This is a genomic window from Sphingomonas sp. SORGH_AS_0438 (genome assembly GCF_031453475.1).
In the GTDB taxonomy this organism is placed as follows: Bacteria; Pseudomonadota; Alphaproteobacteria; order Sphingomonadales; family Sphingomonadaceae; genus Sphingomonas.
Genome location: NZ_JAVIZS010000001.1, coordinates 1,247,385 through 1,273,847, shown reverse-complemented (window position 1 = coordinate 1,273,847; position 26,463 = coordinate 1,247,385). Strand labels below are relative to the sequence as shown.

The following is a 26,463-nucleotide window of genomic DNA, read 5'->3' as shown; positions in this document are numbered from 1 at the left end:
GGACGCCCCTCGGTACAGGAGCCGATGATCAAGATCTCCGTCCCACTTGCCGGCCTGGCCTTGTGCGCCACCGGTGTCCAAGCCGCCCCGCCGCCGAAAACGGACGCCCGATCGGGGCCATCAGAGCTATCCCGTCGCGCCGCACCGACGATAATGGCATCACCCGATGCGGAGCGGGTCGCCGCCTGGATCGCCGCGTCCGGCGACAATCATGCCCTGCCTTATGCCGTGATCGACAAGAACAGCGCGTCTTTGCTTCTCTATGACGGACGGGGAAAGCCGATCACGCAGGCGCCCGTGCTGATCGGCATCGCCCCGGGTGATGATGCCACCCCGGGTGTCGGCAGCAAGACGCTTGGTGAGATCGGGCCAGCCGAGAAGACGACGCCTGCGGGCCGCTTCCTGGCGAAGTTCGGCTATGCCGCCGGACGGCAGAAGGTGCTATGGGTCGACTATACCAACAGCGTCGCGATCCATCCTATTCCCGGAGACGCCGCCAAGCGCGAGATGCGTCGCGAGCGGCTGCTTTCGCCGGAGCCCGACGACAACCGCATTACCTTCGGCTGCATCAACGTGCCACGGGCCTTTTACGGCTCGGCACTGCGACCGCTTTTCCAGAAGAAGGGCGGCTATGTCTACATACTGCCGGACAGCAAGCCGCTGGAAGATGTATTCCCACGCCTCCGCGTCCACGCACTGACGTCACACCAATTCTAGCGGGTGCGATCGACCGCTCGTTTCCCACGGTAGCACCGCCTCGCGCTTGAACTCGCCCGTGAAGCGATGCTTCGTCGTACCGCCATCAGAAACACCTGCGGCTCCGCTGCGCCTATTATCGGTGTCCGTCAAACCGATGGATGATCACTCTGTGGTGAAACGGACATCCGGACGGCTCGATGATCAGTCGTCGTCGTAATTCTCGCCTTCGGAACCACTGCCGGCCCCCATGCCGCTGCCATGGACCTCGCCGGTCTGCTGATCGATATGGGCGCGGCGTCCAGCCTCATCGGGGATGGCTTCTCCCGGACGGTGGGTGGCGTCGATCGGCGTGCGCGCCGTACCACCCTCTCCCGCGCCGACCGCGACCTGACCCGGGCTCATCGCCGCATGGCTGTCATATTCCTCGCCGGAATAATGGCCCTTGTCACCCAAGGGGTTGCCGCGCATCTCCTGCGTGTCGTCGGTTTGGGGCGGTGTGATGTCACGCTTGTCAACCATGATGAACTCCTTCGCGTGGTGAACGCGCGGGGAGGCAACCGGTCCCCGACCCGGTGCGTTCCACCGCCGAAATGATCAAGGTCGCCAGCTACAACATGCGCAAGGCCATCGGCACCGACCGTCGGCGCAACCCCGAACGCATCCTGGAGGTGCTCCGCGAGATCGATGCGGATATCATCGCATTGCAGGAAGCGGATCGGCGCTTCGGCACGCGGGCGGCGGTGCTGTCGCCGCACCTGATCGAGGAACATAGCGACTGGAAGCCGGTCGCGGTGGCGCGCCGGGCGACTTCGATGGGCTGGCACGGCAATGCCCTGCTCGTTCGCAAGCGCGCTGAAATCCGCAGCTGCGGCACGATCCACCTTCCCGCGCTGGAGCCGCGCGGCGCCGTGGTGGCCGACATCCTGATCGACGATCAGCCGATCCGCGTGGTCGGCATGCATCTCGACCTGTCCGGCCTGTGGCGACGGCGGCAGGCCGCGGCGATCCTGTCGCATGTCGATGCCGCCCCGGATATCATGCCGACGGTGATGATGGGCGACCTGAACGAATGGACCGCCGCCTCCGGTTGCCTGCGCGACTTCGGCCGCGATTTCGCCATGGCCGCGACCGGCCCCAGCTTCCACGCTCGCCGACCGATCGGGCGGCTCGACCGGATCATGGTGTCGCGCCAGATGCGTACGGTCGACTGCGGCGTCCACACCAGCCCGGCGGCGCGGATAGCGTCCGATCACCTGCCGATCTGGGCGACGCTCGCACCGGCATGATCTGCCGCTATAAGAGAGAAATGGAGAGAGGATCACAGGGGGGCGGGACCACGGCCCCGCGCGCCTGATCGTGCGCGAGAAAGAACTGCGCTTGGCGCTAATCTGCTATGGCGGGATCAGCCTAGCCGTCTACATGCACGGCATCACCAAGGAGATCTGGCACGTCGCCCGTGCCAGCCGCGCCCGCCACGACGGTACGCAGCCCTCTCCGGGTGCCGATCACGTCTATCACGCGCTGCTCACCGAGATCGAGGCGGAGAGTGGCCTGCGCCTCCGTGTCCTGGCCGACATCGTCGCCGGTGCCTCGGCCGGCGGCATCAATGGGATCTTCCTGGGCCAGGCGATCGCCACCGGACAGTCGCTCGACCCGCTGACCGACCTTTGGCTCACCTCCGCCGATGTCGAGGCGCTGATCGATCCCCAGGCCGCCCCCGCCAGCCGCTTCTCCAAATTATGGGCGCTGCCGCTGGCCTGGATGGCCGCCGGGCGCAGCGCCGCCGATGTCGACCAGCTACCCGATGCCCGGACACGCGAGGAGGTGCGCGCCAAGCTGTCGCATTTCGTCCGCTCGCGCTGGTTCGAACCGCCCTTTGGCGGCGCGACCTTCACCCGCCTGCTGCTCGACGCGCTCGACGCGATGGCCGCATCCGAGCGCGGCCCGCGCCTGCTGCCGGATGGTCAACCGCTCGACCTGTTCGTCACCGTCACCGACTTCACCGGCCATCCCGAACGCCTGCCCCTCAACTCCCCGCCCGAGGTGGTGGAGACCGAGCATCGCCTGGTCGTCGGCTTTTCGGACCATGGCCGGTCGCTTCCCACCCTGGCGGCCCTGCCGGAACTCGCCTTCGCGGCGCGATCGACGTCCAGTTTTCCGGGTGCCTTCCCACCCTTCATGGTCGGCGAGCTGGACGGGGTGCTGAAGGAGCGGCGGCTCGCCTGGCCCAGCCGGCGCGCTTTCCTACGCCGTATCCTGCCACGGCAGGCGGCGGCGAACGCGCTCGATACGGCGGTACTGATCGACGGCTCGGTCCTCGCCAACGCGCCGTTCGGCCCGGCGATCGATGCGCTGCGCGAACGCCCGGCCCGGCGGCAGATCGACCGGCGCTTCGTCTACATCGATCCCTCGCCCGGTCCCAAATTCCGGCTGGCTAGCGGGAGTGCGCAGCCCGGCTTCTTCCAGACGATCATCGGCGCGGTCAGCGAATTGCCGCGCCAACAACCGATCCGCGACAATCTAGAGGCGATCGCCGAGCATAGCCGCCGGGTCGAGCGCATGGCAGGCGTGGTCGCCGCCATGCGCCCGGCGGTGGAGGAGCAGGTCGAGGCGGTGTTCGGCCACACCCTGTTCCTCGATCGCCCCACGCCCAAGCGGCTGGCAGCATGGCGACACCGGGCGCAACAGGCGGCGGTGAACCAGGCCGGCTATGCCTTCGCCCCCTATGAGGCGGTGAAGCGCGACGGCGTGGTCGAGCGACTGGCGACGACCGTCGCCGGGTTGATCGGTGAGTCGAGCGCGCGTCGACGGGGCACCGCGCGCGCGCTGATCCAGGCGGCGCTGGCCGCCCAGCCCGGCCGGGGCGGCATCCCGCTGCTCCGCGCCTATGATATCGGCTTCCGCATCCGCCGCCTGCGCCTGCTCGCCCGCCGATTGGCGGACATGGAGGCGGTCAATGAAGATGCGGCGCTGGGCCCGATGCACGACGCGATCTTCGAATCGCTCGCCGGCTATCTCCATTGCCAGCGGCTGGAACCTCTGCTGACCCTCCGGCCGCTCGCCCGCAGCATGGGCGGCGATGCGACGCCGCTGCTCGACTCGATCGCCACCGCCTATGACCTGGCCGGTCTGGATGCGCAGGCCGACCAACGACTGAGTACGGCGCTCGCCGCGCTGCCACGCCCCCTAAGACGCCCCCTGCTGCTCGCCTATCTGGGCTTCCCCTTCTACGACACGGCGACGCTGCCGCTGCTCGGCGGCGAGGGGATGGACGAGTTCGACGCGATCAAGGTCGACCGCATCGCTCCCGAAGACGCCGCCACGATCCGGGCCGGCGGAGCGGAGGCGACGTTGAAGGGCATCCAGTTCAACAGCTTCGGCGCCTTCTTCAGTCGCGCCTATCGCGAGAACGACTATCTCTGGGGCCGGCTGCACGGGGCGGAGCGAATGATCGACATCATCGTCTCCACCCTGCCCATGGGGGCCAGGTTGCGCGCGGGACGGCTGTCCGCGATCAAGCGCGCCGCCTTCCTCGCGATCCTCGACGAGGAGGAACCGCGCCTCGCCACCGCCGCCGCGCTGATCGCACAAATCCGCCGCGAGATCGGCTGATCGGGTCGCCGACGACCGCCTGCTCTGGTCAAATCGGCCGAGTCCGGCTAGCCTCTCCCTCCCCATCCGTGGAGACGCGCATTGCAGTTCCTGAAGATCCTGTTCTGGTGCCTGTTGGCCTTTCTGGCCGCGCTGTTCACGATCGCGAACTGGACGTCGATCCCGGTTCACCTGCCCGGCGACCTGGTCGCCGACATCAACCTGCCCTTCCTGCTACTAGTCACCTTCCTGCTCGGCCTGCTGCCGACGCTAGGCTGGCAGGCGGCGCGGCGCTGGCGGTTGCGGCAGCGGCTGACCACCTGCGAGCGGCAATTGGCGGAGGCGCGCGCGCTCCATGCCGCGATCGAACCCGTCACCCTGCCCGCGACGATCGCCGAGCCTGCCGTCACCCCCCTCTCGCCATCGACGGGAGCCACGCTGTGAGCAACCGCGTCTATGTCGCGATCGACACCCCCGATCTCGCCCGCGCCAAGGCGCTGGCCACGCGCGTCCGGCATCATGTCGGCGGGATTAAGCTGGGGCTGGAATTCTTCTGCGCGCATGGCCAGTCCGGCGTGCGCGAGATGGCGGCGCTCGGCCTGCCTATCTTCCTCGACCTCAAGCTCCACGACATCCCGAACACCGTCGCCAAGGCGGTGCAGGCGCTCCATCGGCTGCATCCCGCGATCCTGACCGTCCATGCCAGCGGCGGCCGCGCGATGCTGGAGGATGCCAAGGCCGCCGCCCCGACCGGTACCAAGGTGGTGGCGGTGACGATGCTGACCAGCCTCGACGCCAGCGACCTGTCGGCCACCGGCGTGCAGGGCAGCGCGCATGATCATGTCGTGCGGCTCGCCGGGCTGGCTCAGGAGGCCGGGATCGACGGCATCGTCTGCTCCGGCGCGGAGGTCGCCGCCGCCAAAACATTGTGGCCGCACGGCTTCTTCGTGGTTCCGGGCGTCCGGCCCGCCGACGCGGCGGTCGGCGACCAGAAGCGCGTGGTGACGCCGCGCGCGGCGGTGGACGCGGGCGCATCGATCCTGGTCGTCGGTCGCCCCGATCACCCAGGCCGAGGACCCGGATCAGGCCGCCCGTGCGATCGAGGCGACGCTCTGACCCTTTCGCCGATCCGCATGAAGGCTATAGGGCTATCATGCCCACCACTGCCAAAATCTGCGGGCTGACCACGCCTGAGACGATCGGGGCCGCCATTCGTGGCGGCGCCAGCCATATCGGCCTGGTCTTCTTCCCGCCCAGCCCCCGCCATCTCGAATTCGACCGGGCCGCCGGGCTTGCCGCGCCGTTGCCCGACTCGGTGGCACGCGTCGGCGTGTTCGTCGATCCCGATGACGCGATGCTCGACCGGGCAATCGCGGCGGGGCGGCTGGACATTCTCCAACTGCACAAGACCGCCCCCGCCCGCATCGCCGCCATCGCCACGCGCACCGGGCTGGAATGCTGGGCCGCGGTCGCAGTCCGCACGCGGACCGACCTGGACGAGGCGCGGGGCTATGTCGGCGCGGCCGGCCGCATCCTCTACGATGCCAAGACCCCGCCCGGTGCGGCCCTGCCCGGCGGCATGGGCCTGCGGTTCGACTGGAGCCTGCTCGACGGCTTCCGCCATCCCCTGCCCTGGGCACTGTCCGGCGGGCTCGATCCGGTCAATGTCGGCGAGGCGATCACCCGCACCGGCGCGTCACTGGTCGACGTTTCGTCGGGTGTCGAACGGCAATCAGGCGTCAAGGATATGGACAAGATCGCCGCCTTCCTTCAGGCGACGCAACGATGAACGCGCCAAACTCCTATACGACGCAGCCCGACGACCGCGGGCATTTCGGGGCCTTCGGCGGCCGTTATGTCGCCGAGACGCTGATGCCGCTGGTCCTCGATCTCGAACGCGAATATCGCGCCGCCAAGGCCGATCCGGCGTTCCAGGCCCAGTTCGACGACCTGCTCGAACATTATGTCGGCCGGCCGAGCCCGCTCTATTACGCCGAACGGCTAACCGACACGCTGCGCGTCGGCGCGCCCGAGGGCATGGGGGCGGAGGTCTGGTTCAAGCGCGACGAGCTCAACCATACCGGCGCGCACAAGATCAACAACACGATCGGCCAGATCCTTCTGGCGATACGGATGGGCAAGACGCGGATCATCGCGGAAACCGGGGCCGGGCAGCACGGCGTCGCCACCGCGACCGTCTGCGCACGCTTCGGCCTGCCATGCGTCATCTATATGGGCGCCAAGGATGTCGAACGGCAGCAGCCCAACGTCTTCCGCATGAAGCTGCTCGGCGCAGAAGTGCGCGCCGTCACCTCGGGCGCGCAGACGCTGAAGGATGCGATGAACGAGGGCCTGCGCGACTGGGTCGCGAACGTCCACGACACCTTCTATATCATCGGCACCTCGGCCGGCCCGCACCCCTATCCAGAACTGGTCCGCGACTTCCAGAGCGTGATCGGGCGCGAGGCGCGGGCGCAGATGCTGGCACGCACCGGCCGCCTGCCCGATCTGCTGGTCGCGGCGATCGGCGGCGGGTCGAACGCGATCGGCCTGTTCCATCCCTTCCTCGACGATCCCGAGGTCGCGATGCTCGGCGTCGAGGCGGCCGGCCACGGCCTGGACAAGGAACATGCCGCCAGCCTGGCCGGCGGCTTTCCCGGCGTGCTCCACGGCAACAAGACCTATCTGCTCCAGGACGAGGACGGGCAGATCACCGAGGGGCATTCGATCTCGGCCGGGCTCGACTATCCCGGCATCGGCCCCGAACATGCCTGGCTGCGCGATATCGGCCGCGTCGAATATGACAGCGCAACCGACAAAGAGGCGCTCGACGCCTTCCAGCTGCTTTGCCGGACCGAGGGCATCATCCCCGCGCTGGAGCCCAGCCACGCCATCGCCGCCGTCGCGCGGCGGGCTCGGACGATGCGACGCGACCAGGTCATCCTGGCCAATCTGTGCGGGCGCGGCGACAAGGACATCTTCACCGTCGCCGAGGCGCTGGGGGTGACGATATGAGCCGCCTCGCGACCGCATTCGCCGCCGCCGAGCCCGCGCTGGTCGCCTTCGTCACCGCCGGCGATCCGACCCCGGCGGCGACGCCCGCGATCCTCGACGCGCTGGTCGCGGGCGGGGCCGACGTGATCGAACTAGGCATGCCCTTCACCGATCCGATGGCCGATGGCCCCGCGATCCAGGCGGCGAACATCCGCAGCCTGGCCGCCGGCACCACCACCGCCGACATCCTGCGCATCGCCGCCGACTTCCGCGCGCGCCATCCGCAGGTGCCGCTGGTGCTGATGGGCTATGCCAATCCAATGCTGCGGCGCGGGGCGGACTGGTTCGCCGCCGCTGCGGCCGAAGCCGGGGTCGACGGCGTGATCTGCGTCGACATTCCGCCGGAGGAGGACGACTCGCTCGGGCCGCAGCTCCGCGCCGCCGGGATCGATCTGGTCCGCCTCGCCACGCCGACCACCGATGCGGCGCGCCTGCCCCAGGTGCTGGGCGGCGCGTCGGGCTTCGTCTATTATGTCTCGGTCGCGGGCATCACCGGCCTGCAACAGGCGGCGCAATCCTCGATCGAGACGGCCGTCGCGCGGCTCAAGCAGCATAGCGACCTGCCCATCGCGGTCGGCTTCGGCGTCCGCACCCCCGAACAGGCGGCCGCCATCGCACGCGTCGCCGATGGCGTCGTCGTCGGCTCGGCGATCGTCGAACTGGTCGCGCGCGACGGGGCCGATGCGCCCGCCGCCGTGACCGCCTATGTCCGCAGTCTCGCCGATGCCGTGGCATCGGCCCGCAAGGTATCCGCATGAGCTGGCTGAACAGCGTCCGCAACGCCCTCCCCTTCGTCGCGAAGAAGGAGACGCCCGATCATCTCTGGCACAAGTGCAAGGGATGCGGGCAGATGATCTTCACCAAGGAGCTGGCCGAGAACCTCTATGTCTGCCCGCGATGCGAGCATCATGAGCGGATCGGACCTAATATCCGCTTCGCCCAGATCCTCGATCCCGGCAGCTGCGACGAACTGCCCGCGCCCAAGGTGCCGGAAGATCCGCTGAAATTCCGCGACTCGAAGAAATATGGCGATCGCATCCGCGCCGCCCGCGCCGCCACCGCCGAACCGGACGCGTTGATCAACGCGCGTGGCACGATCCTGGGCCAGCGCGTCGTGATGGGCGTGCAGGACTTCGCCTTCATGGGCGGGTCGATGGGCCTGGCGGTCGGCGAGGCATTCGTGCGCGGCGTCGAGGCGGCGATCGCCGATCGCAGCCCGTACCTGATCTTCACCGCCGCCGGCGGCGCACGGATGCAGGAGGGTATTCTCAGCCTGATGCAGATGCCGCGCAGCACCGTCGCCATCCAGATGCTGCACGACGCGGGCCTGCCCTATATCGTCGTGCTGACGGATCCGACGACAGGCGGCGTCACCGCCTCCTATGCGATGCTCGGCGACGTGCAGATCGCCGAACCCGGCGCGTTGATCGGGTTCGCCGGCCAGCGCGTCATTGAAAGCACGATCCGCGAAAAGCTGCCCGAGGGGTTCCAACGCGCCGAATATCTGCTCGACCATGGGATGCTCGACATGGTCGTGCATCGCAAGGATCTGCGCGAGCGGCTGGCGCAGGTGATCGGTTATCTCTGCGGCAACCGGACGGCGGCCGCCGCTTAACGCCTCCGTCCGCGAACCCGCGCGGTGGCATGCGCCTCCGCGCGGGTCAGCAGCGCCTCCAGATCCTCGCGCGCGATGTCGAACGACTCGTGCATCTCGCCGAGCGCCGCGTCGATATCGGCGGCGTGGAGGCCCGGCACCGGCGTGGGTGCCGGCTGGTGCGGATAGGATCGCGCCGTCGCGCGGTGGAACATCATCGCCAGCGCGACCAGCGCGATCGAGTTGATCCCCACGGGCGCGAAGGCGAAATCATAGCCCGCCGCGTGGATGCCCTGGCTGCCGATAACGGCCGTCAAAGCCGCCGCCCCGCCCGGCGGGTGCAGGCAACGCAGCAGCGACATGACCAGGATCGCACAGCCCACCGCCACCCCGGCGGCGACGGTGGGATGCGGGATCAGCTTGAACACCGTCACGCCTACCAGCGTCGACAGGATGTTGCCGCCGACCACCGGCCAGGGCTGGGCCAGTGGGCTCGACGGTACGGCAAAGACCAGCACCGCCGATGCGCCGAGCGGCGCGACGATGATCGGCAGGTCGGCAGCGGCCATCGGCACGCCCGCGCACACGACCATGGTCAGGCCGATGCCCAGCACCGCGCCGACGCACGCGATCAACCGTTCGGGCCAGTTCGCGCCGGCAAGCAGCAGGGCCGAGATTCGGTTCGTCATGCAAGCATTTGGGGGAAGAAGGAAGACACGGTCGCGCTGTAGAACGCGCCGACCGGGATGGCCAACACCGGATCGCTCGGTTTCCACCTGTCCCGAACCACGCTAGGGACGCGGCCATCATGGCCGACCACGCAGTCTCCGCCCACCCCGCTGTCCAGGCGCAACTCGATCGCCTGGCCTCGCTGTCGCCGGGTGCCGATATCCTGGGCCTGGATCGCATCACCCGGCTGCTCGCGCGGCTCGGCGATCCGCATCATGCGATGCCACCCGTCTTCCACGTCGCCGGCACCAACGGCAAGGGATCGACCTGCGCGTTCCTGCGTGCCGCGATCGAGGCGAGCGGCCACAGCGTCCATGTCTATTCCAGCCCGCATCTGGTCCGCTTCAACGAGCGGATACGCGTCGCCGGCACGCTGATCGAGGACGACGCGCTCGCCGCGCTACTCGCCGAGGTGCTGGACGCGGCGGGCGATATCGGTCCCAGCTTCTTCGAGGCGACCACGGCGGCGGCCTTTCTCGCCTTTGCCCGGACACCGGCGGCCGCGACGATCGTCGAGGTCGGCCTGGGCGGTCGCCTGGATGCGACCAATATCATCCCCGCCCCCGTCGTCACCGGCATCGCCGCGCTCGGCATCGACCATCAGGCCTTTCTGGGACGCGACGCGGTGACCATCGCGGGCGAAAAGGCCGGCATCGCCAAGCCTGGCGTGCCGCTGGTGACCATGGACTATCCCCGCGCTTCCGCCGAGCGGATCGCGAGCGTCGCGGCCGCCGCCGGCGCGCCCGTCTTCGCACGCCGACGCGACTGGCAGAGCGAAACCGCGCGCACGACGATGCGCTACAGCGATCCCGGCTTTTCGGTGGTGACGCGCCGGCCCCGGCTGGTCGGCCCGCACCAGTCGCGCAATCTGGCCCTCGCCATCGCCATGCTCCGTCATCAGGGCGCCCTGCACATTCCGGAGGCCAGCCTTCGCGCGGCGGCGGACTGGGCGCAATGGCCGGCCCGGATGCAGCACCTGGGCGATGGCCCGCTCACCGCCCTGCTGCCGGCCGGGTCCGACCTCTGGCTGGACGGAGCGCACAACCCGTCCGCCGCAGCACCGGTCGCCCGGGCGCTACGCACCATCGCCAAGGGCAGGCCGGCTACATTGGTGATGGGCATGTTGGCGAACAAGGATGCCGGCGACGTGCTCAGGCTTTTGACACCCGGCATAGGCCGCATCCTCGCCGTGCCGGTACCGGGGCACGACCATCACGCCCCTGCGCATCTGGTCGAGGTTGCCGGACACTTTGGTGTCGAGGGGATGGCCGCCCCGGACCTCCCATCCGCCATGGCGGCAGTCACCGAGCCTGGAGTCGTTCTGATCGCCGGCTCGCTCTACCTCGCGGGCGAGGCACTTCGCCTGAATGATGAAGACCCCACTTAGTTGCTATTGACTTGCAATAACGAACCAGCGAACATGGCCTCCTACCCCGCCAGAGAGGCCCGTGCGATGACGACCACCGAAACCGCCACGCTGATCCCCCATGCGCTGCCGACATGCCCGAATGCCCGCATCATCCTCTTCGCGATGCGACGGATGGGGGCGCACGGTGTCGGCGATGCCCGCGTAGGCCATTTGTTTTTCTCCAGTTTCGGCCAGGCGTTTCGCCGGCCGCTGACGCTCATGCGGACGCTGATGATCGAACTGGCCAGTGGCGCGGCCGGCACCATCGCCATCGCGCCCTGCTGCTGCGCCCGGATGACCACGGCGGAGGCGGCGCTGCTCACGACACTGGCGCGGATCGAAACCCAGCCAGACTCGGCGCGCTTCCTGATGAGCGACCTGCTCGGCACCCGCCGGGTCGAGCCGGCGCTGATGGCGGCGGCGGCGGTGGCGGCGGCCTTTGCCGATGAGGGCCGGCCGATCGCCTGACCGATCAGCCGATCGGTCGACGGGCGCGTAGGGCCTGCGCCAGCGTGCCTTCGTCGAGATAATCCAGCTCGCCCCCCACCGGCAGGCCATGGGCGAGTTGGGTGACGCGGACCGGAAAACGCTCGATCCGGTCCGCCAGATAATGGGCGGTGGTCTGCCCCTCCAGCGTGGCGTTCATCGCCAGCACCACCTCGTCGATACCGCCCGCCTCGATCCGGCGGACCAGCGAATCGATCGCAAGATCCTCGGGCCGTATGCCTTCCAGCGCCGACAACCGGCCGCCCAGGACATGAAACCGCCCGGGAAACAGCCGCGACCGTTCCAATGCCCAGAGATCGGCGACCTCCTCGACCACGCAGAGCGAGCGCGCATCGCGACGCGGGTCGGCACAGATCGCGCAGGGATTGGCGGTATCGACATTGCCGCAGATGGCGCAGGTCTCCAGCCGTTCGTCGACCTGCTCCAGCGCATGGCGCAACGGGCCGAGCGCCGCCTCGCGCTTCTTGAGCAGGTGCAGCACCGCGCGACGCGCCGAACGCGGTCCCAGGCCGGGAAGGCGCGCCAGCGCCTGGGTCAGCGCTTCGATTTCGGGAGAGGCCATGCGGAACAGATAGGGGGTTGCGCCGCCGCCCGCCAGCGCGTTGAAGGCGCATCATGCGGATCGTCTTCATGGGAACCCCCGACTTCGCCGTGCCGACGCTGGAGGCGCTGGTCGCCGCCGGCCACGACGTCGTCGCCGTCTACAGCCAACCCCCCCGCCCCGCCGGGCGCCGCGGGCGGGCGCTCGTCGCCTCCCCGGTGCAACAGGCAGCCGAACGGCTGGGCATCGCGGTGCATGTGCCGGCATCGTTGCGCGACGCACAGGCGCAGGCGACCTTCGCAGGGCACGGCGCGGACATGGCGGTGGTCGCGGCCTATGGCCTGATCCTGCCACGCGCGGTGCTGGACGCGCCGCTCCATGGCTGCCTCAACGTCCATGGCTCGCTGCTGCCGCGCTGGCGCGGGGCCGCGCCGGTGCAGCGTGCGATCCTGGCCGGTGACGCAGAGACGGGCGTCGGCATCATGCAGATGGAAGCGGGGCTCGATACCGGCCCCGTCCGGCTGGAGGGACGGACGAGCATCGACGGCAAGACGGCGGGTGATCTATCCGCCGAGTTGTCGCAGCTCGGCGCGCGGTTGATGGTGGAGGTGCTCGCCGACCTGCCGGGCCATCCGCCCGTCCCGCAGCCCGAGGACGGCATCACCTATGCCGCCAAGATCGACAAGGCGGAGGCGCGGCTGGACTTTGCCGAGCCGGCCGTTGCCGTCGAACGGCGCATCCGCGCGATGAACCCCGCCCCCGGTGCCTGGTTCGAATGGCAGGGCGAGCGGATCAAGCTGCTCGCCGCCGACATCATCTCGACCGATGGCGGACCGGCCGGCACCGTGCTGGACGACCGGCTGACCATCGCCTGTGGCACCGACGCGATCCGCCCGACGCTGGTCCAACGCGCCGGACGCGGCGTGACCAATGCGGCGGACCTGCTCCGCGGCTTCCCGATCCCGGCGGGCAGCCGGCTTTGACCCGCTTCGCGCTGACCATCGAGTTCGACGGCCGGCCCTTCATGGGCTGGCAACGCCAGTCGCACGGCCCCTCGGTGCAGCAGGCGCTGGAGGCGGCGGCTCATGCAATTACCGGCGAGACGGTCGCCGTCCATGCCGCCGGACGCACCGATGCGGGCGTGCATGGACTGGCGATGCGCGCGCATTGCGACATCGCCAAGCCGATCGCCCCGTTCCGCCTGATGGAAGCACTCAACGCCCGGCTCCGCCCCCATCCGGTCGCGGTGCTGGCCTGCGAAATGGTGCCCGACGACTGGCATGCGCGCTTCTCCTGCCTCGGCCGGTCCTACGAATATCGCATCGTCAACCGCCGTGCGCCGCTGACCTGGGAGGCGGGGCTGGCGTGGCAGGTGCCGCAGCCGCTGGACGAGGATGCGATGGCGGCGGGCGCGGCGCATCTGCTCGGCCGGCACGACTTCACCACCTTCCGCTCCGCCCATTGTCAGGCGGACAGTCCGGTCCGCACCCTCGACACGCTGACCGTCACCCGGACCGGCGACCGCATCGCGATCCGCGCCGCCGCGCGGTCGTTCCTGCATCATCAGGTCCGCTCGATGGTCGGCTGCCTGGCGATGGTCGGCATGGGCCGCTGGACGCCCGATCAGGTCGGCGAAGCACTGGCGGCGCGCGATCGCGCACGGCTGGGGCTCAACGCCCCGCCGGACGGACTGTTCTTCACGGGCGCTATCTACTGAAGCAGGCGGCCAGCTCGACATGGGTCGACCAGCGGAATTGTCCGACCGGCTGCACCCAGTCGATCCGCCAGCCCGCCTCGACCATCAGCTTGGCGTCGCGGGCGAAGCTGGACGGATTGCAGGAGACATAGGCGATCCGCTTCACCGTGCATTCCGCCAGCGCCGCCGCCTGCTCGCGCGCGCCGGAGCGTGGCGGATCGATCACCACCGCGTCGAACCGGTTCAGCTCGGCCACGGTCAGCGGCCGGCGATACAGGTCGCGATGCTCAGCGAAGACCGGCCGCTGTCGCGCATTCGCCGCCAGCTTCAACGCCATCAGGGCATCGCGCGCGCCCTCGGCGGCATAGACCTTGGCCGGCAGCGCCAGGGCGAAGGTGCCCAGGCCGGCGAACAGGTCCGCCACCGTCTTCGCGCCCTCGGTCGCCTCGCCCACGGCGGCGACCAGCGCCGCCTCGCCCTCGCGCGTCGCCTGAAGGAAGCTGGCATGCGGCAGTCCGACCGGGATGCCACCCAGCGCGATCGTCACCGGCTGCGGTTCCCAGCGCGTCTCCGGGCCGTCACCGCCATCGACCGCGAAACGTGCGACGCCGTGCTTCGCGCAGAAGTCGTTGAGCGTCTCCGCCGCCTTCAATCCCTCGGGCGCGAAGCCGGTCACCAATATGTCCGCCCCCTGGTCCGACAGGGTCAGGTGCACATCCGCCCGCCGCTTCAACCCCAGCCGCTGGAGCAGCGACCGCAGCGGTGCGACCAGCGCGAACAGCTCCGGCGTCAGGATATGGCATTCGCGCAGGTCGACGATCGCATGGCTCTGCGCGGCGGTGAAACCCAGCAGCCCCTTGTCGGCGTGCAGCGTCGCCCGCCGCCGCGTATCGGGCGGCGATACCAGCGGCGCGCGCAAGGGGGCGCTGAGCCCCTGCCCGTCCAGGGCGCTCGCCACCCGGTCGGCGACGAAGCCCGCATAGCTTTCATCGTCCAGATGCTGGAGCTGGCATCCGCCGCATTGCGGGAAATGGCGGCAGGGCGGCGTCTGGTGATGCGGACCGGGGGTCACGCTGCCATCGTCGTTCAGCAGGTCGCCGGGTGCGGCAAGGGCAGCGTGGCGGCCATCGGCGGTCACGCCATCGCCAAGGGCGGCGACGCGCAGGATCGGGGTCATAGGGATGCTCGTGTCAGGGTCAGGGCCGTGGCCAGGTCGTCCGCGATAAAGCTTGCACCACAGCGCCGTCCAGCCTCCGCGTGCAGCCAGACGCCGGCGGCCGCCGCCTCGATCGGCGTACCATGGCCGCCCGCCAGCATCGCGGCGATCGCGCCGGTCAGCACGTCGCCGGTGCCGGCGGTCGACAGCCAGGCATTGCCGCCTGGATGGACGATGGCGCGGTGGCGATTGGCGATGACCGTGGTCGCGCCCTTGAACACGATGACCGCCCCCGTCGCGCGGGCGGCGTCGCGCGCCCGGTCGATCACGCTGCCGCCGCCCTTGCCGAACAGCGCCTCGAACTCGCCTTGATGGGGGGTGAGGATCACCGGGCAATCGCGATCCGGCAAGGTCGAGGGGTCGAGCAGGTACAGCGCGTCGCCATCGATGACCAGCGGATGCCGATCCGCCGCGACCAGCCGTTCCAGTTGCGCGCGCGCCGCATCGTCGCGCCCCAGCCCGGGGCCGATCACGATCGCACCGATGCGCGGATCGTCGAGCGCCGCCGTGTCGTCGAGCGGGCGGTGGACGATCGCCGCCGGCCCAAGCCCCGACCGATCGCCATAGATCGCGGCATAGCCGGCGCCCGATCGCAACGCCGCCTCGGCCGACAGGCGTGCCGCCCCGGCCATCGTGCCGGCGACGATCGCGACCATGCCGCGCGTGTATTTGTGCGAGTCGGGATCGGGCGCGGCGATACGCGGCGGCGCGATCATCGCCACCCGGCCGGCCAGCGCGGAGGCCGGCAATCCGATCGGCACCAGCCGGACCGCGCCCATCGTCCGCATCGCCGGCTGCAAGACATGCGCAGGCTTGAGGGCGCCGAGCGCCAGGGTGAGCGTGAAGCCGGGTGCGTCCTCCACCAGCAAGGCACCGTCATCGCTGCCGACGCCCGAGGGCAAGTCGACCGCGACGGCCAGCGCCGCCGCCTCGACCAGCCGGCGCAGCGGATCGGCGATCGCCGGCTCCAGCGGCCGTGACAGGCCCGTCCCGAACAGGGCGTCGACGACCACCGGCGCCGCCGCGGCCTCCGCCAGATCCTCGATCGGACCGCTCCACTGCGACGCGGCCGCCTTCGCCAAGTCGCTTCGCGGCGCACCGCTGTGCGCGACCCGCACCCTATGGCCCATGGCGCGCAGATAGGCGGCCGCGACATAGCCGTCGCCGCCGTTATTGCCGGGCCCGCACAGCACCAGCACCTCCGCCCCGCCGGCGAGACGGCGAACCGCCTCCCCCACGCCGCGTCCCGCACGGTCCATCAGTCCGGCGAGATCGCCATGCGCCTGTTCGGCCGCGCGCATGGCGTCGGCGGTGACGACGGGGCATCCTTCGATCGATATCATCCGGTTGGTCTAGCGCAGTTCCGCCGAATGTTCGATCCAGCCCCGCCGGTCAGATATCCGCATAGACGTGACGCTCGGCCGCCGCGCCGGGATGCGTCACCGCGCCTTGATGCGCCGGGCCGACATTCTGCGCATAGCGCCACAAGGCGCCTGAGCCATAGCCGTTGACGCGCGGGGTCCAGGCGGCGCGGCGCGCGGCGAGCACCTCGTCGTCGACCAGCAGGTCGATCGTTCCTGCCTCGGCGTCGATGCGGATGCGATCACCCTGCTCGACCAGCCCGATCGGGCCGCCCTCGGCCGCTTCCGGGCCGACATGGCCGATGCAGAAGCCGCGCGTCGCGCCCGAAAAGCGACCATCGGTGATCAGCGCGACCTTCTCGCCCATGCCCAGACCATAGAGCGCGGCGGTGGTGGACAGCATCTCGCGCATCCCGGGCCCGCCCTTGGGCCCCTCGTAGCGGATGACGACGACCTCGCCCTCCTCGATCGACCGCGCCTCGACCGCGGCGAACGCATCCTCCTCGCAATCGAAGACGCGCGCCGGCCCCTCGAACTGGAGGCGCTGCATCCCCGCCACCTTGACGATCGCACCATCGGGGGCGAGCGAACCCCGCAGCCCGACGACGCCGCCGGTCGGGCTGATTGGCGTCTGCACGTCGTAGATGACCTTCTGGTCGGGGTTCCACGTCACCTGGTCGATATTCTCGCCCAGGGTGCGACCGGTGACGGTCAGGCAATTGCCGTCGAGCAGGCCACCCGCCAGCATCGTCTTCATCAGCATATAGACGCCGCCCGCCTCGTACATGTCCTTGGCGACATAGCGGCCGCCCGGCTTCAGGTCGGCGATATAGGGGGTGGACTTGAACGCTTCGGCCACGTCGAACAGGTCGAAGTCGATACCGGCCTCGTTCGCCATCGCCGGCAGGTGCAGCGCCGCATTGGTCGAGCCGCCGGTCGCCGCGACGATCCGCGCGGCGTTGACGAAGGCTTCGCGGGTGCAGATGTCGCGCGGACGGATATTCTTCGCCACCAGCTCCATCACCTGCGCGCCCGCCGCGACCGCGATCTGCTCACGCGTGGTATAGGGGGCGGGCACCATGTTGCTGTTCGGCAGCGACAGGCCGATCGCCTCGCCCACGCACGCCATGGTGTTGGCGGTGAACTGGCCGCCGCACGCGCCGTGACCGGGGCAGGCGACCTTTTCCAGCTCGTGCACTTCGGAGATCGGACAGGCGCCGGCGGCATATTTGCCGACAACCTCGAACACATCGACCACCGTCACGTCGCGGTCATTGTAGCGACCGGGCAGGATCGAGCCGCCATAGACGAAGATCGACGGGATATTGAGCCGCAGCATGGCCATCATCATGCCGGGCAGCGACTTGTCGCAGCCGGCAAAGCCGACCAGCGCGTCGTAGCAATGGCCGCGCACCGAGAGTTCGACCGAGTCGGCGATGACCTCACGGCTGACCAGCGAGGCCTTCATGCCCTGATGGCCCATGGCGATACCGTCGGTGACGGTGATGGTGTTGAAGCGGCGCGGCATTCCGCCGCCCTGGATCACGCCGGCCTGGGCGGCATCGGCCTGGCCGTCGAGCGTGGTGTTGCACGGCGCGCTGTTGTTGCCGGCGGAGGCCAGGGCAACGAACGGCTTGGCGATATCCTCTTCGGAAATGCCCATCGCGTAATAATAGGAGCGGTGCGGTGCACGCTCCGGACCAACGGACACGTGACGCGACGGCAGGCGGGATTTGTCGAACTGGCTCATGGCGCACGCCTATGTCGCGAGAGCCCCCTTCAACGCAAGTAGATTGCGCGCCCTCGCGCGATCAGAGCAGGTCGAGTGCCTTGCGGACGCCGTCCATCGTGAACGGCTTCTGCAGCACGGGCCGGTCGCGGAACCGCTCGTCGACGCTCTCGTCGCTGCCGCCGGTGGCGAAGACGAAGGGAACCCCCGCATCGGCCAGCGCCTCCGCGATCGGCGTACTCTTTTCGCCGCCGCGCAGGTTGACGTCGAGGATCGCGGCATCGATGCCGCCCTGCCCGACGCGTTCAAGCGCTCCGGCCACGGTATCGACGCTTCCGGCCACCCCCTGTTCGAGGACGTCGAGGAAATCCTCGAGCATCATGGCGATCAGGGGCTCGTCCTCGACGATAAGGATTTGCTTCGCAACGGTCATCGCATGTCTCTTAGCCATGTTCGGACAAGCGACGCAATGATGGCCGCATCCGATTTGATCAGTATCAAGCTGGACGCAGCAGGTCGCGGGCGGCTTCACCCAGTTGCTGCACGGAAAACGGCTTGGGCAGGAAGGCGACCTTGTCAATGTCGATCGACTTGCGCAACTGCTCCTCGGCATAGCCAGACATGAACAGCACCGGCAGCGCCGGATAGCGCTTGCGCACCTCCCGCACCATGGTGGGGCCGTCCATCGTCGGCATCACCACGTCGGAGATCAGCAGGTCGGGCTGCCCGCTGGTGCGCAGCACCTCCAGCGCCGTCTCGCCATTGTCGGCGGTCAGCACGGTATAGCCCTGCCGCACCAGGGCGCGCTCGGCCACCGCGCGGACCATATCCTCGTCCTCGACCAGCAGCACCACGCCCGAACCCCAGGTGTCGCCCTGGCGCGGCAGGGGCTTGGGCGGCGCGCGCAGGGGATCGGCGACGGCGCTGTGCACCGGCAGATAGATGGTGAAGGTCGCGCCCTGCCCGGGCTTCGAATCGGCGAAGATCCAGCCGCCCGATTGCTTGACGATGCCATAGACGGTCGACAGGCCGAGCCCCGTACCCTTGCCCAGTTCCTTGGTGGTGAAGAAGGGTTCGAAGATCTTGCCGATGATGTCGGGCGGAATGCCAGCGCCGGTGTCGCTGACCGACAGGGCGGTATAGTCGGCGGGCGGCAGGATATCCGACCCCATGGCGCGGACCTCGGCGGCGGTGACCGCGCGGGTCTGGATGGTCAGCGTGCCGCCGCCCTGCGAATTGGCGCTGAGGATGGCGTCGCGCGCATTGACCGCCAGGTTGACGACCACCTGCTCCAGCTGCCCGGGATCGGCACGGACGGGCCCCAGGTTGCGGCCATGCGTGACCTCCAGCCGGACCGTCTCGCCCATCAGTCGCTTGAGCAGGTTGGACACTTCGGACACCACATCGGGCAGCTGCAGCACCTGCGGGCGCAAGGTCTGCTGGCGCGAGAAGGCGAGCAGCTGGCGCGTCAGGCTGGCGGCGCGGTTCGAATTGGTGCGGATCTGCTGGATGTCGTCATAATCGCTGTCGCCCGGCGAATGGCGCATCAGCATCAGGTCGCAATGCCCCAGGATCGCGGTCAGGATATTGTTGAAGTCGTGCGCGACGCCACCCGCCAGCTGGCCGACCGCCTGCATCTTGGTGGCCTGCGCCACCTCGCGCTTCAGCCGGCTTTCCTCGCTATTGTCCTTCAGGCTGAGCAGAACCGCCGCATCGCCCAGGCCCCCGCGCGCCCGCGATGGTCAGCGCCACCGGCTCGTCCGGATGGTCCTTCAGCCGCACCGCCATGTCGGCGGAATGGGTCGCGCCGCTGGCGAAGCGGCGGATCGCGTCCGCCACCGCCGACTTGTCCTCGCGCACCACCAGGTCGCCCGGGTAGAGCGGCGGGGCCGCCGCATCGACGCCGGCGGCGCGGACGAAGGCGTTGTTCATCTGGAGGAACCGGCCATCGCGGTCGACCAGCGCCATGCCGAACGGCATCAGCGACACCAGGCTGCGCACATGGGCGGAGGCGGAAGCGCCGATCGCCGGCGCGTCGTGGCGGTCGTCCAGGATCGCGAGCAGGATCGGCATCTCGTCGCCCTCCGCGAAGGGAAGCTGGATCAGCCGCAGTGGCGATCCTTCCAGCCCCTCGCGCTCGAACCGGACCAGGCCCAGGCTGTCGGTGATCAGGCAATGGGCGAAGTCGCGCCCGATGATCGATCCGCTGCCGCCGCTCGCCCGCTGCGACAGAACCGGAGTCGCCGCCCGCACCCGGCCGTTCGGGGTGAGCAGCGCGACCATCACGCCGCCCTGCCCCAGCCGGTCGCCGATCGTCCCGCCCAGCATTAACTCGATCCGCGCGGCCAGGTCATGCTCGCCGGTGGCGACGAAGCGCCAGACCAGGACATCGGCATCCTCGCCGGCGCGGATGACCGTCGCATCCAATCCCATTTCCGCGCCGATCAGGCCCTTCACCTCGGCACGACCGTCCCGCCACGCCGTCCGCCCCGCCTGCCCCAGGGCCGCGACGCCCGCCGTGTCGAGCGGCAGCACGGGCGGCGTCGGCAGTCCCTCGAACAGCGCCTCATAGGCATCATTGGCGCAGACCAGCCGGCCGGCGCGGTCGGTGACGGCCACGGCCGCATCGGTGGTCGCGGCGATGGTGCGGGTGATCGTCCAATCGATCCGCGCCATCCCCGTCTCGGCCAGCGGGCGCAACAATCGCCATGCCGCCATCGCACCACCCGCGACGAAGCCCGCCGCCAGGAAGCCGCCCGCCATCGCGATGCTGCCGATCGTGACCAGGATGAGCAGCGCCGCCGCCAGCGCCGCCGCGCCGATGGCGAGGGCGGCGGCACGGATCGACGAAGAGCTGGGCGTGAAGGACGGCATCGGGTTATCCGTGTTCACGGGCAATGGCGCGGCGTCAAGCACCGCGCCGCCGATGCCGGTGTCCGATCACCAGATGCGGACGCGCTGCTCCGGCGCCAGGTACAGCGTTTCGCCCGGCTTGGGCTGATAGGCGGCATACCAGGGATCGAGATTGCGGACGACCCAGGCCCGCTGCTGCGACGGGCTGTGCGGATCGGTCAGCAAGCGATTGCGCAGATTGGCATCGCGATAATTGCGCCGCCACACCTGCGCCCAACCCAGATAGAAGCGCTGGTCGCCGGTGAAGCCGTCGATCACCGGTGCCGCACGACCCTTGAGCGACGCCTTATAGGCATCATGCGCGACTGACAGGCCGGCCAGATCGGCGACGTTCTCGCCCAGCGTCAGCGCCCCCTTCACATGCAGGCCGGGCAGCGGTTCATAGGCGTCATACTGGCGCACCAGCGCGCCCGTGCGCTGCTTGAAGGCGGCGACATCGGCTGGCGTCCACCAGTCGATCAGCCGGCCCTTGGCGTCGAACTTCGATCCCTGGTCATCGAAATGATGGCTCAGCTCATGGCCGATCACCGCGCCGATGCCGCCATAATTGACCGCCGGGTCCGCCTTGGGGTCGAAGAAGGGCGGTTGCAGGATCGCCGCCGGAAACACGATCTCGACCATACCGAAATTGGCATAGGCGTTGACCGTCATCGGCGTCATGCCCCATTCCCAGCGCTGGATCGGCTTGCCGAGATGACCGATATTATAGTCGTGCAGCCACTGCGCCGCCCGCAGGGAATTGCCGAACGCATCCCCCTTTTCGATGCGCAGGCCCGACAAGTCGCGCCAACGCTCGGGATAGCCGATCTTCGGCGTGAAGGCGGCCAGCTTGGCATGGGCCGCCTTCTTGGTGGCCGGGGCCATCCAGTCGAGCTTGTCGATCCGCTGGCCCATCGCCGCCAGCACGTTGCGGACCAGCATGTCCGCCGCCGCCTTGGTCTCGGGCGGGAAATAGCGCGCGACATAGACCTTGGACACATCGTCCGACAGCGCGGCCGAGGTGAAGGACACCGCCCGCTTCCAGCGATCCTCCTGCTGCGGCGTGCCCGACAAGACCGTGCCGTAGAAGGCGAACTGCTCCCGGTCGAAGGCCTGGGGCAGCACGTCGGCGAATTCGTCGAGCGACCGCAGCAGCAGCTGGTCCTTCAGCACCGGCAAGGGCGTGGCGGCGATCAGGCCCGCGATTCCCGTCACCGCGCTCGGCTGTGCGACGACGACGCTGTCGACCGGCGTGCCGACCGCCTTCAGATAGGTGGCGAAGTCGAAGCCGGGGGCCGTGCGCGCCAGATCAGCGACGCTCATTTTATTATAAGTCTTGTCGCGGTCGCGATTGTCGATCCGCGTCCAGCTGACCTGCGCGATCCGTGTTTCGAAATCGAGCACCGCCTTGGCGCGCGCCTCCGCATCCGCCTCGCCCGCCAGCGTTAGCATCTTCGCCAGATGCGCCTGATAGGCGGTGCGCGCCTCGACCAGCTTGGGGTCCGCCGACAGATAATAGTCGCGGTCGGGCATTCCCAGGCCCGACTGGCGGACGCCGACGCTATAGACGTCGGACTGGCGCGCATCCTGGCCGACGCCGCTGGCAAAGGGGATTCCCACGCCGTTGCAGTCCGCCTGTGCGACCAGGGCGGCATAGCCCGCCTTGTCGTTCAGCCTCTTGATCGTGTCGAGCCAGGGGCGGATCGGCGCCAGTCCCTTCGCCTCGATCGCGGCGGTGTCGAGATAGGAGGCATAGGCCTGGCCGATCTTACTGTCGCCGGCCGCTTCCAGAATGCCCCGCGTCCGGTCGCGCGACAGGTCGGCGAGCGTGTCGAACGCGCCATAGCTGGCCTTGTCGGCCGGGATCGCGGTAGTCTTGGCCCATTCGCCATTGGCATAGGCGTAGAAGTCGTCGCCGGGCGGCGTGGTCTTCATCATGCCGGCTTCATCGAAACCGAAGCGGCCGATCTGCGGCGCATTGCCGGCCGGGGCCGCGACAGGCGTCTGGGTCTGGGCGTGAAGCGCGACCGCCGATGCGGCGGCGAGCAGGCTGGCGAGAAGAAGTCGCGTCATGGCTGTCCTGAATAGCGTCGATAGGCCAGCTTCGCGCCAATTCATTGCCTTCGCAACCGGTTATATCGGCTTTCTCCGAACCTGTACGAAGCAAGGCGCGGGCGAAACCCCGCCGGGTGGAGGGACCTGTCCGCCGCGACGGACAGGGCCCGATGCCTCACCAGATCCGGACCCGGTCGGCGGGCGCCAGATACATTTCCTGGCCCGGCTTCGCGCCGAACGCCGCATACCAGGGGTCGAGGTTGCGGACGGTCAGCGTCCGCTCATGCCCCGGCGAATGCGGATCGGAGAGCAGCGCCTGGCGTAGCGCCGGCTCGCGCCACTTGGTCCGCCACACCTGCGCCCAGCCCAGATAGAAACGCTGGTCGCCGGTCAGTCCGTCGATCACCGGCGCGGGCTTGCCGCCCAGCGACTTGTGATAGGCGTCGAGCGCCACGGTCAGCCCGGCCAGGTCGGCGATGTTCTCGCCCAGCGTCAGTTCGCCCTGGATGTGCTGGCCGGGGATCGGCTCATAGGCGTTGTACTGCGCGACCAGCTTGTCGGTGAAGCTTTTGAACCGCTCGACATCCTGCGGCGTCCACCAGTCGGTCAACTTGCCGGTGGCGTCGTACTTGCGGCCCTGGTCATCGAAATGATGGCTGATCTCATGCCCGATCACCGCGCCGATGCCGCCATAGTTGATCGCCGGGTCCGCCTTGGGATCGAAGAAGGGCGGTTGCAGGATCGCCGCCGGGAAGACGATCTCGTTCATCACCGGATTTGGCATAGGCGTTGATCGTCATCGGCGTCATGAACCACTCGCCCCGGTCGAGCGGCTTGTCGAGCTTGTTGAGCTCACGCTGATATTCGAAGGCATTGGCGCGCGCGACATTGCCGACCAGATCGCCGCGCTGGATGGTCAGCGCCGAATAGTCGCGCCACTTGTCGGGGTAGCCGATTTTCGGCGTGAAGGCCGCCAGCTTCTGCAGCGCCTTCGCCTTGGTCTCGGGCGCCATCCATTGCAGGTTCTTCAACCGGTCGCCCATCGAGGCGATGACATTCTTCACCAGCGCATCGGCGGTCGCCTTGGCCTCGGGCGGGAAATAGCGCGCGACATATTGCTCGCCGATCGCCTCGCCCATCGCGTTGCTGACGGTCGACACCGCCCGCTTCCACCGGGCCTGCTGCTGCGGCGTGCCCGACAGGGTGGTGCCGTAGAAGGCGAAGTTCGCCTGGTCGACCGGCGCGGCCAGATAGGAGGCGTAGGAGCGCAGGACGCGCAGCATCGCCGCATCCTTCAGCACCGGTAGCGGCGTGTCGGCATAGACCTTGGCCTCGCCGGTCAGCGCGCTGGGCTGCGCGACCAGGTACATCGGGCGATTGGCCACGCCCATCTCGGTCAGGAAGGGCTGCCACGGAAAGCCCGGCGCCTTGGCGGCGAAGTCGCCGGCCTTCCAGACATTATAGGTCGCGTCCGCGTCGCGGCTCTGCACGGCGGACCAATGGGCGTTGGCGATCGCCTTTTCCATCTGGAACACCGCCGCCGCGCGCGCCTCGGCATTGGGTTCGCCCGCCAGCGTCAGCATCTTGGCCAGATAGGCCTGATAGGCGGTGCGCACCGCCGCCAGCTTCGGATCGTCCTTCAGATAATAGTCGCGGTCCGGCAGGCCGATGCCGCTCTGCCCCAGGCTGACGACATAGGTTTCGGGCGACTTGTCGTCCTGCCCGACCGATACGCCGACCAGGCCGCGCACGCCCTGACGCTGGAGCTTGGCGATCTCGGTGGCCAGCGCGGTCTTGTCGGCCGCACCCTTGATCGCGTTCAGCCAGGGCTGGACCGGGGTGATGCCCTTGGCGTCGACGGCGGCCTGATCCATGAAGCTCGTATAGAAGTCGCCGGTCTTGTCGCCCGAGCGCTTCGCCGCCTCTTCCAGGATGCCGCGCGTCCGCTCCAGCGACAGGTCCTGGAGGACGTGGAACATGCCATAGGACGACCGGTCCGCCGGGATCTCGGTCGAGGCGTACCAGCGGCCGCTGGCATAGTTGAAGAAGTCGTTGCCGGGCTGCACGCTGGTGTCGCGCCCGGCCATGTCGAAGCCGAAATCGCCGATCTGCGGCTTGTCCGCATTGGCCGGGGCGACCGGGCCGGTCGCGGCCTTGCCGACCGTCCGGGTCTGCTTGGCGGTCCGGGCGCTGGTCTGCGCCAGGGCGGTGGTGGAAACGGTGGAAGCGAGCAGGATCAGGCCAATCAACGGCGTACGCATCGAGTATCCTCAATCAAGGTCAGTGATGCTGTTGTACGTCGCTACGACGCCTCGTCAATGCAGGCTTCGTGACTAATGTTACGATGTCGCCGCGTCGTGGCGGTTGCGCCACTTGCGCGCGATCCACAGCCGCCAGCCGAGCGCCGACAGGCCATAGCCCAGCACCGCGCCGACCGCCGCGATGATGACCAGCCCGGTGACCGTCGCCGGACCCGCCTCCCACAGCCATTGCAGCCAGCCGGTCGCCGCCTGCGCCACCGGCTGCGCCACCACGGGGGCATCGACATGCAGCACCCAGCGGCCGATCTGATAGGCGGCGATCAGAATCAGCGGCGTGGTGAAGGGATTGGTGATGAAGGTGGTCAGCGCCGCCACCGGCACATTGGCGCGGAACGGCAGCGCGATCACCGCCGCGATCGCGATCTGCGCGACCGGGAACATCACGCCCGCCACCATGCCCAGCGCGACCCCACGCGGCACCGACCGCCGGGTGAAGCGCCACAGTTCGGGCGCCAGGACGCGATGCGCGACCGGCCGCAGCATCCGGCTGCGCTCCATCGATTCGCGCGTCGGCAGGTTGCGCCGACACCAGCCGGCCGCACGCTGCCACAGCGAGCGCGGCGCGGCCGTGGCCATCAGCCGCGATCCTTGAGGATGCGTTGCGCCTCCCGCTTCCAGTCGCGCTCCTTGATCGCCTCGCGCTTGTCGTGATTCTTCCGCCCCTTGGCCAATGCCAGCTCCACCTTCGCCCTCCCCCGCGAGTTGAAATAGACCATCAGCGGCACCAGGGTCATGCCCTCGCGCGCCACCGCGCCGTGAAGCTTGTTTATCTCCCGCTCGTGAAGGAGCAGTTTACGCGGCCGCTTGGCCTCGTGGTTGAAGCGGTTGCCGTGGCTGAACTCGGGAACGTTGGCGTTGATCAGCCAGACCTGGTTGTCCTTCACCTCGGCATAGCTTTCGGCGATCGACCCCTCGCCGAAGCGCAGCGATTTCACCTCGGTGCCGGTCAGGGCGATGCCGGCCTCATAGGTCGTGTCGATCGAATATTCGAACCGCGCCTTGCGGTTCTCGGCGACGATCTTCTTCTTGTCGAAGGTGGCTGGTTTCGGACGCGACATGGTGGCGATGTA

Annotated in this window: 22 protein-coding genes and 3 pseudogenes; 13 read left to right on the top strand and 12 right to left on the bottom strand. The window is 68.8% G+C overall.

What is annotated here, in order from left to right; translation table 11 throughout:
• Positions 1–24: 24 nt before the first annotated feature.
• Positions 25–717, top strand: a complete 693-nt coding sequence (locus tag QE452_RS06020; protein ID WP_309729724.1) for a hypothetical protein — start codon at positions 25–27, stop codon at positions 715–717.
• Between the two features lie 183 nt (positions 718–900).
• Here the strand turns inward: QE452_RS06020 and QE452_RS06015 are convergent, their stop codons facing one another.
• Positions 901–1,218, bottom strand: a complete 318-nt coding sequence (locus tag QE452_RS06015; protein ID WP_309660243.1) for a hypothetical protein — start codon at positions 1,216–1,218, stop codon at positions 901–903.
• 71 nt (positions 1,219–1,289) lie between these two features.
• Here QE452_RS06015 and QE452_RS06010 point away from each other — a divergent pair, with 71 nt between their 5' ends.
• The 8 genes and pseudogenes from QE452_RS06010 (at position 1,290) to accD (ending at position 8,959) form a co-directional block, all read left to right on the top strand.
• Positions 1,290–1,985 carry an endonuclease/exonuclease/phosphatase family protein gene (locus QE452_RS06010; protein WP_309660281.1) on the top strand — a complete coding sequence of 232 codons (696 nt, stop codon included), beginning with the start codon at positions 1,290–1,292 and terminating at the stop codon, positions 1,983–1,985.
• Between the two features lie 70 nt (positions 1,986–2,055).
• Positions 2,056–4,311, top strand: coding sequence for a patatin-like protein (locus tag QE452_RS06005; RefSeq protein WP_309660242.1), 2,256 nt, complete (start codon positions 2,056–2,058; stop codon positions 4,309–4,311).
• A gap of 81 nt (positions 4,312–4,392) precedes the next feature.
• On the top strand, positions 4,393–4,734 hold the full coding sequence (locus tag QE452_RS06000) for a hypothetical protein (RefSeq protein ID WP_309660241.1): 342 nt from the start codon (positions 4,393–4,395) through the stop codon (positions 4,732–4,734).
• Positions 4,731–5,406: pseudogene (gene pyrF / locus QE452_RS05995) on the top strand (orotidine-5'-phosphate decarboxylase). The gene QE452_RS06000 and the pseudogene pyrF overlap by 4 nt, the downstream one beginning before the upstream one ends.
• 37 nt (positions 5,407–5,443) lie before the next feature.
• On the top strand, positions 5,444–6,079 hold the full coding sequence (locus QE452_RS05990; RefSeq protein ID WP_309660239.1) for a phosphoribosylanthranilate isomerase: 636 nt from the start codon (positions 5,444–5,446) through the stop codon (positions 6,077–6,079).
• Positions 6,076–7,305, top strand: a complete 1,230-nt coding sequence (gene trpB, locus QE452_RS05985) for a tryptophan synthase subunit beta (RefSeq protein ID WP_309660238.1) — start codon at positions 6,076–6,078, stop codon at positions 7,303–7,305. Before QE452_RS05990 ends, trpB begins: the two co-directional genes overlap by 4 nt.
• Positions 7,302–8,102: a tryptophan synthase subunit alpha gene (gene trpA, locus QE452_RS05980; protein WP_309660237.1), complete on the top strand. Its 801-nt coding sequence runs from the start codon at positions 7,302–7,304 to the stop codon at positions 8,100–8,102. Before trpB ends, trpA begins: the two co-directional genes overlap by 4 nt.
• Positions 8,099–8,959, top strand: a complete 861-nt coding sequence (accD, locus tag QE452_RS05975) for an acetyl-CoA carboxylase, carboxyltransferase subunit beta (protein ID WP_309660236.1) — start codon at positions 8,099–8,101, stop codon at positions 8,957–8,959. Before trpA ends, accD begins: the two co-directional genes overlap by 4 nt.
• Here the strand turns inward: accD and QE452_RS05970 are convergent.
• A complete protein-coding gene (locus QE452_RS05970) occupies positions 8,956–9,627 on the bottom strand; it encodes an HPP family protein (RefSeq protein ID WP_309660235.1) in 672 nt (223 codons plus the stop codon). The genes accD and QE452_RS05970 overlap by 4 nt on opposite strands.
• A 119-nt stretch (positions 9,628–9,746) precedes the next feature.
• Between QE452_RS05970 and QE452_RS05965 the strand changes: the two genes are divergently transcribed.
• Both QE452_RS05965 and QE452_RS05960 read left to right on the top strand, forming a co-directional pair.
• Positions 9,747–11,054 (top strand): glutamate ligase domain-containing protein, encoded by a 1,308-nt coding sequence (locus tag QE452_RS05965; RefSeq protein ID WP_309660234.1) that lies wholly within the window; start codon positions 9,747–9,749, stop codon positions 11,052–11,054.
• 66 nt (positions 11,055–11,120) lie between these two features.
• Positions 11,121–11,543 (top strand): DUF6628 family protein, encoded by a 423-nt coding sequence (locus QE452_RS05960; protein ID WP_309660233.1) that lies wholly within the window; start codon positions 11,121–11,123, stop codon positions 11,541–11,543.
• 4 nt (positions 11,544–11,547) lie between these two features.
• On the opposite strand, the gene recR is transcribed toward QE452_RS05960, so the two are convergent.
• The gene (gene recR / locus QE452_RS05955; RefSeq protein ID WP_309660232.1) at positions 11,548–12,144 is read right to left on the bottom strand and encodes a recombination mediator RecR; all 597 of its coding nucleotides are present in this window, start codon (positions 12,142–12,144) and stop codon (positions 11,548–11,550) included.
• A gap of 53 nt (positions 12,145–12,197) precedes the next feature.
• On the opposite strand from recR, the gene fmt reads away from it, so the two are divergent.
• On the top strand, positions 12,198–13,106 hold the full coding sequence (fmt, locus tag QE452_RS05950) for a methionyl-tRNA formyltransferase (protein WP_309660231.1): 909 nt from the start codon (positions 12,198–12,200) through the stop codon (positions 13,104–13,106).
• A complete protein-coding gene (gene truA / locus QE452_RS05945) occupies positions 13,103–13,840 on the top strand; it encodes a tRNA pseudouridine(38-40) synthase TruA (protein WP_309660230.1) in 738 nt (245 codons plus the stop codon). The genes fmt and truA overlap by 4 nt, the downstream gene beginning before the upstream one ends.
• On the opposite strand, the gene QE452_RS05940 is transcribed toward truA, so the two are convergent.
• The 9 genes and pseudogenes from QE452_RS05940 to smpB all read right to left on the bottom strand — a co-directional run bounded on the left by QE452_RS05940 (position 13,830) and on the right by smpB (position 26,451).
• Positions 13,830–14,996: a class I SAM-dependent RNA methyltransferase gene (locus QE452_RS05940; protein ID WP_309660229.1), complete on the bottom strand. Its 1,167-nt coding sequence runs from the start codon at positions 14,994–14,996 to the stop codon at positions 13,830–13,832. The genes truA and QE452_RS05940 overlap by 11 nt on opposite strands.
• On the bottom strand, positions 14,993–16,378 hold the full coding sequence (locus tag QE452_RS05935; RefSeq protein WP_309660228.1) for an NAD(P)H-hydrate dehydratase: 1,386 nt from the start codon (positions 16,376–16,378) through the stop codon (positions 14,993–14,995). Before QE452_RS05935 ends, QE452_RS05940 begins: the two co-directional genes overlap by 4 nt.
• Before the next feature lie 49 nt (positions 16,379–16,427).
• Positions 16,428–18,146, bottom strand: coding sequence for a dihydroxy-acid dehydratase (ilvD, locus tag QE452_RS05930; protein ID WP_309660227.1), 1,719 nt, complete (start codon positions 18,144–18,146; stop codon positions 16,428–16,430).
• 61 nt (positions 18,147–18,207) lie between these two features.
• Positions 18,208–18,558 (bottom strand): response regulator, encoded by a 351-nt coding sequence (locus tag QE452_RS05925; protein WP_125993755.1) that lies wholly within the window; start codon positions 18,556–18,558, stop codon positions 18,208–18,210.
• A 64-nt stretch (positions 18,559–18,622) separates the two neighbouring features.
• Positions 18,623–20,999: pseudogene (locus QE452_RS05920) on the bottom strand (response regulator).
• A gap of 66 nt (positions 21,000–21,065) precedes the next feature.
• Positions 21,066–23,090 (bottom strand): M13 family metallopeptidase, encoded by a 2,025-nt coding sequence (locus QE452_RS05915; protein WP_309660225.1) that lies wholly within the window; start codon positions 23,088–23,090, stop codon positions 21,066–21,068.
• A 157-nt stretch (positions 23,091–23,247) separates the two neighbouring features.
• Positions 23,248–25,333, bottom strand: a pseudogene (locus QE452_RS05910) (M13 family metallopeptidase).
• A 78-nt stretch (positions 25,334–25,411) separates the two neighbouring features.
• Entirely contained in the window at positions 25,412–25,969 is a 558-nt protein-coding gene (locus QE452_RS05905; RefSeq protein ID WP_309660223.1) for a DUF2062 domain-containing protein, read from the bottom strand.
• Positions 25,969–26,451 carry an SsrA-binding protein SmpB gene (gene smpB / locus QE452_RS05900; RefSeq protein WP_125993760.1) on the bottom strand — a complete coding sequence of 161 codons (483 nt, stop codon included), beginning with the start codon at positions 26,449–26,451 and terminating at the stop codon, positions 25,969–25,971. Before smpB ends, QE452_RS05905 begins: the two co-directional genes overlap by 1 nt.
• Between the last annotated feature and the right edge of the window lie 12 nt (positions 26,452–26,463).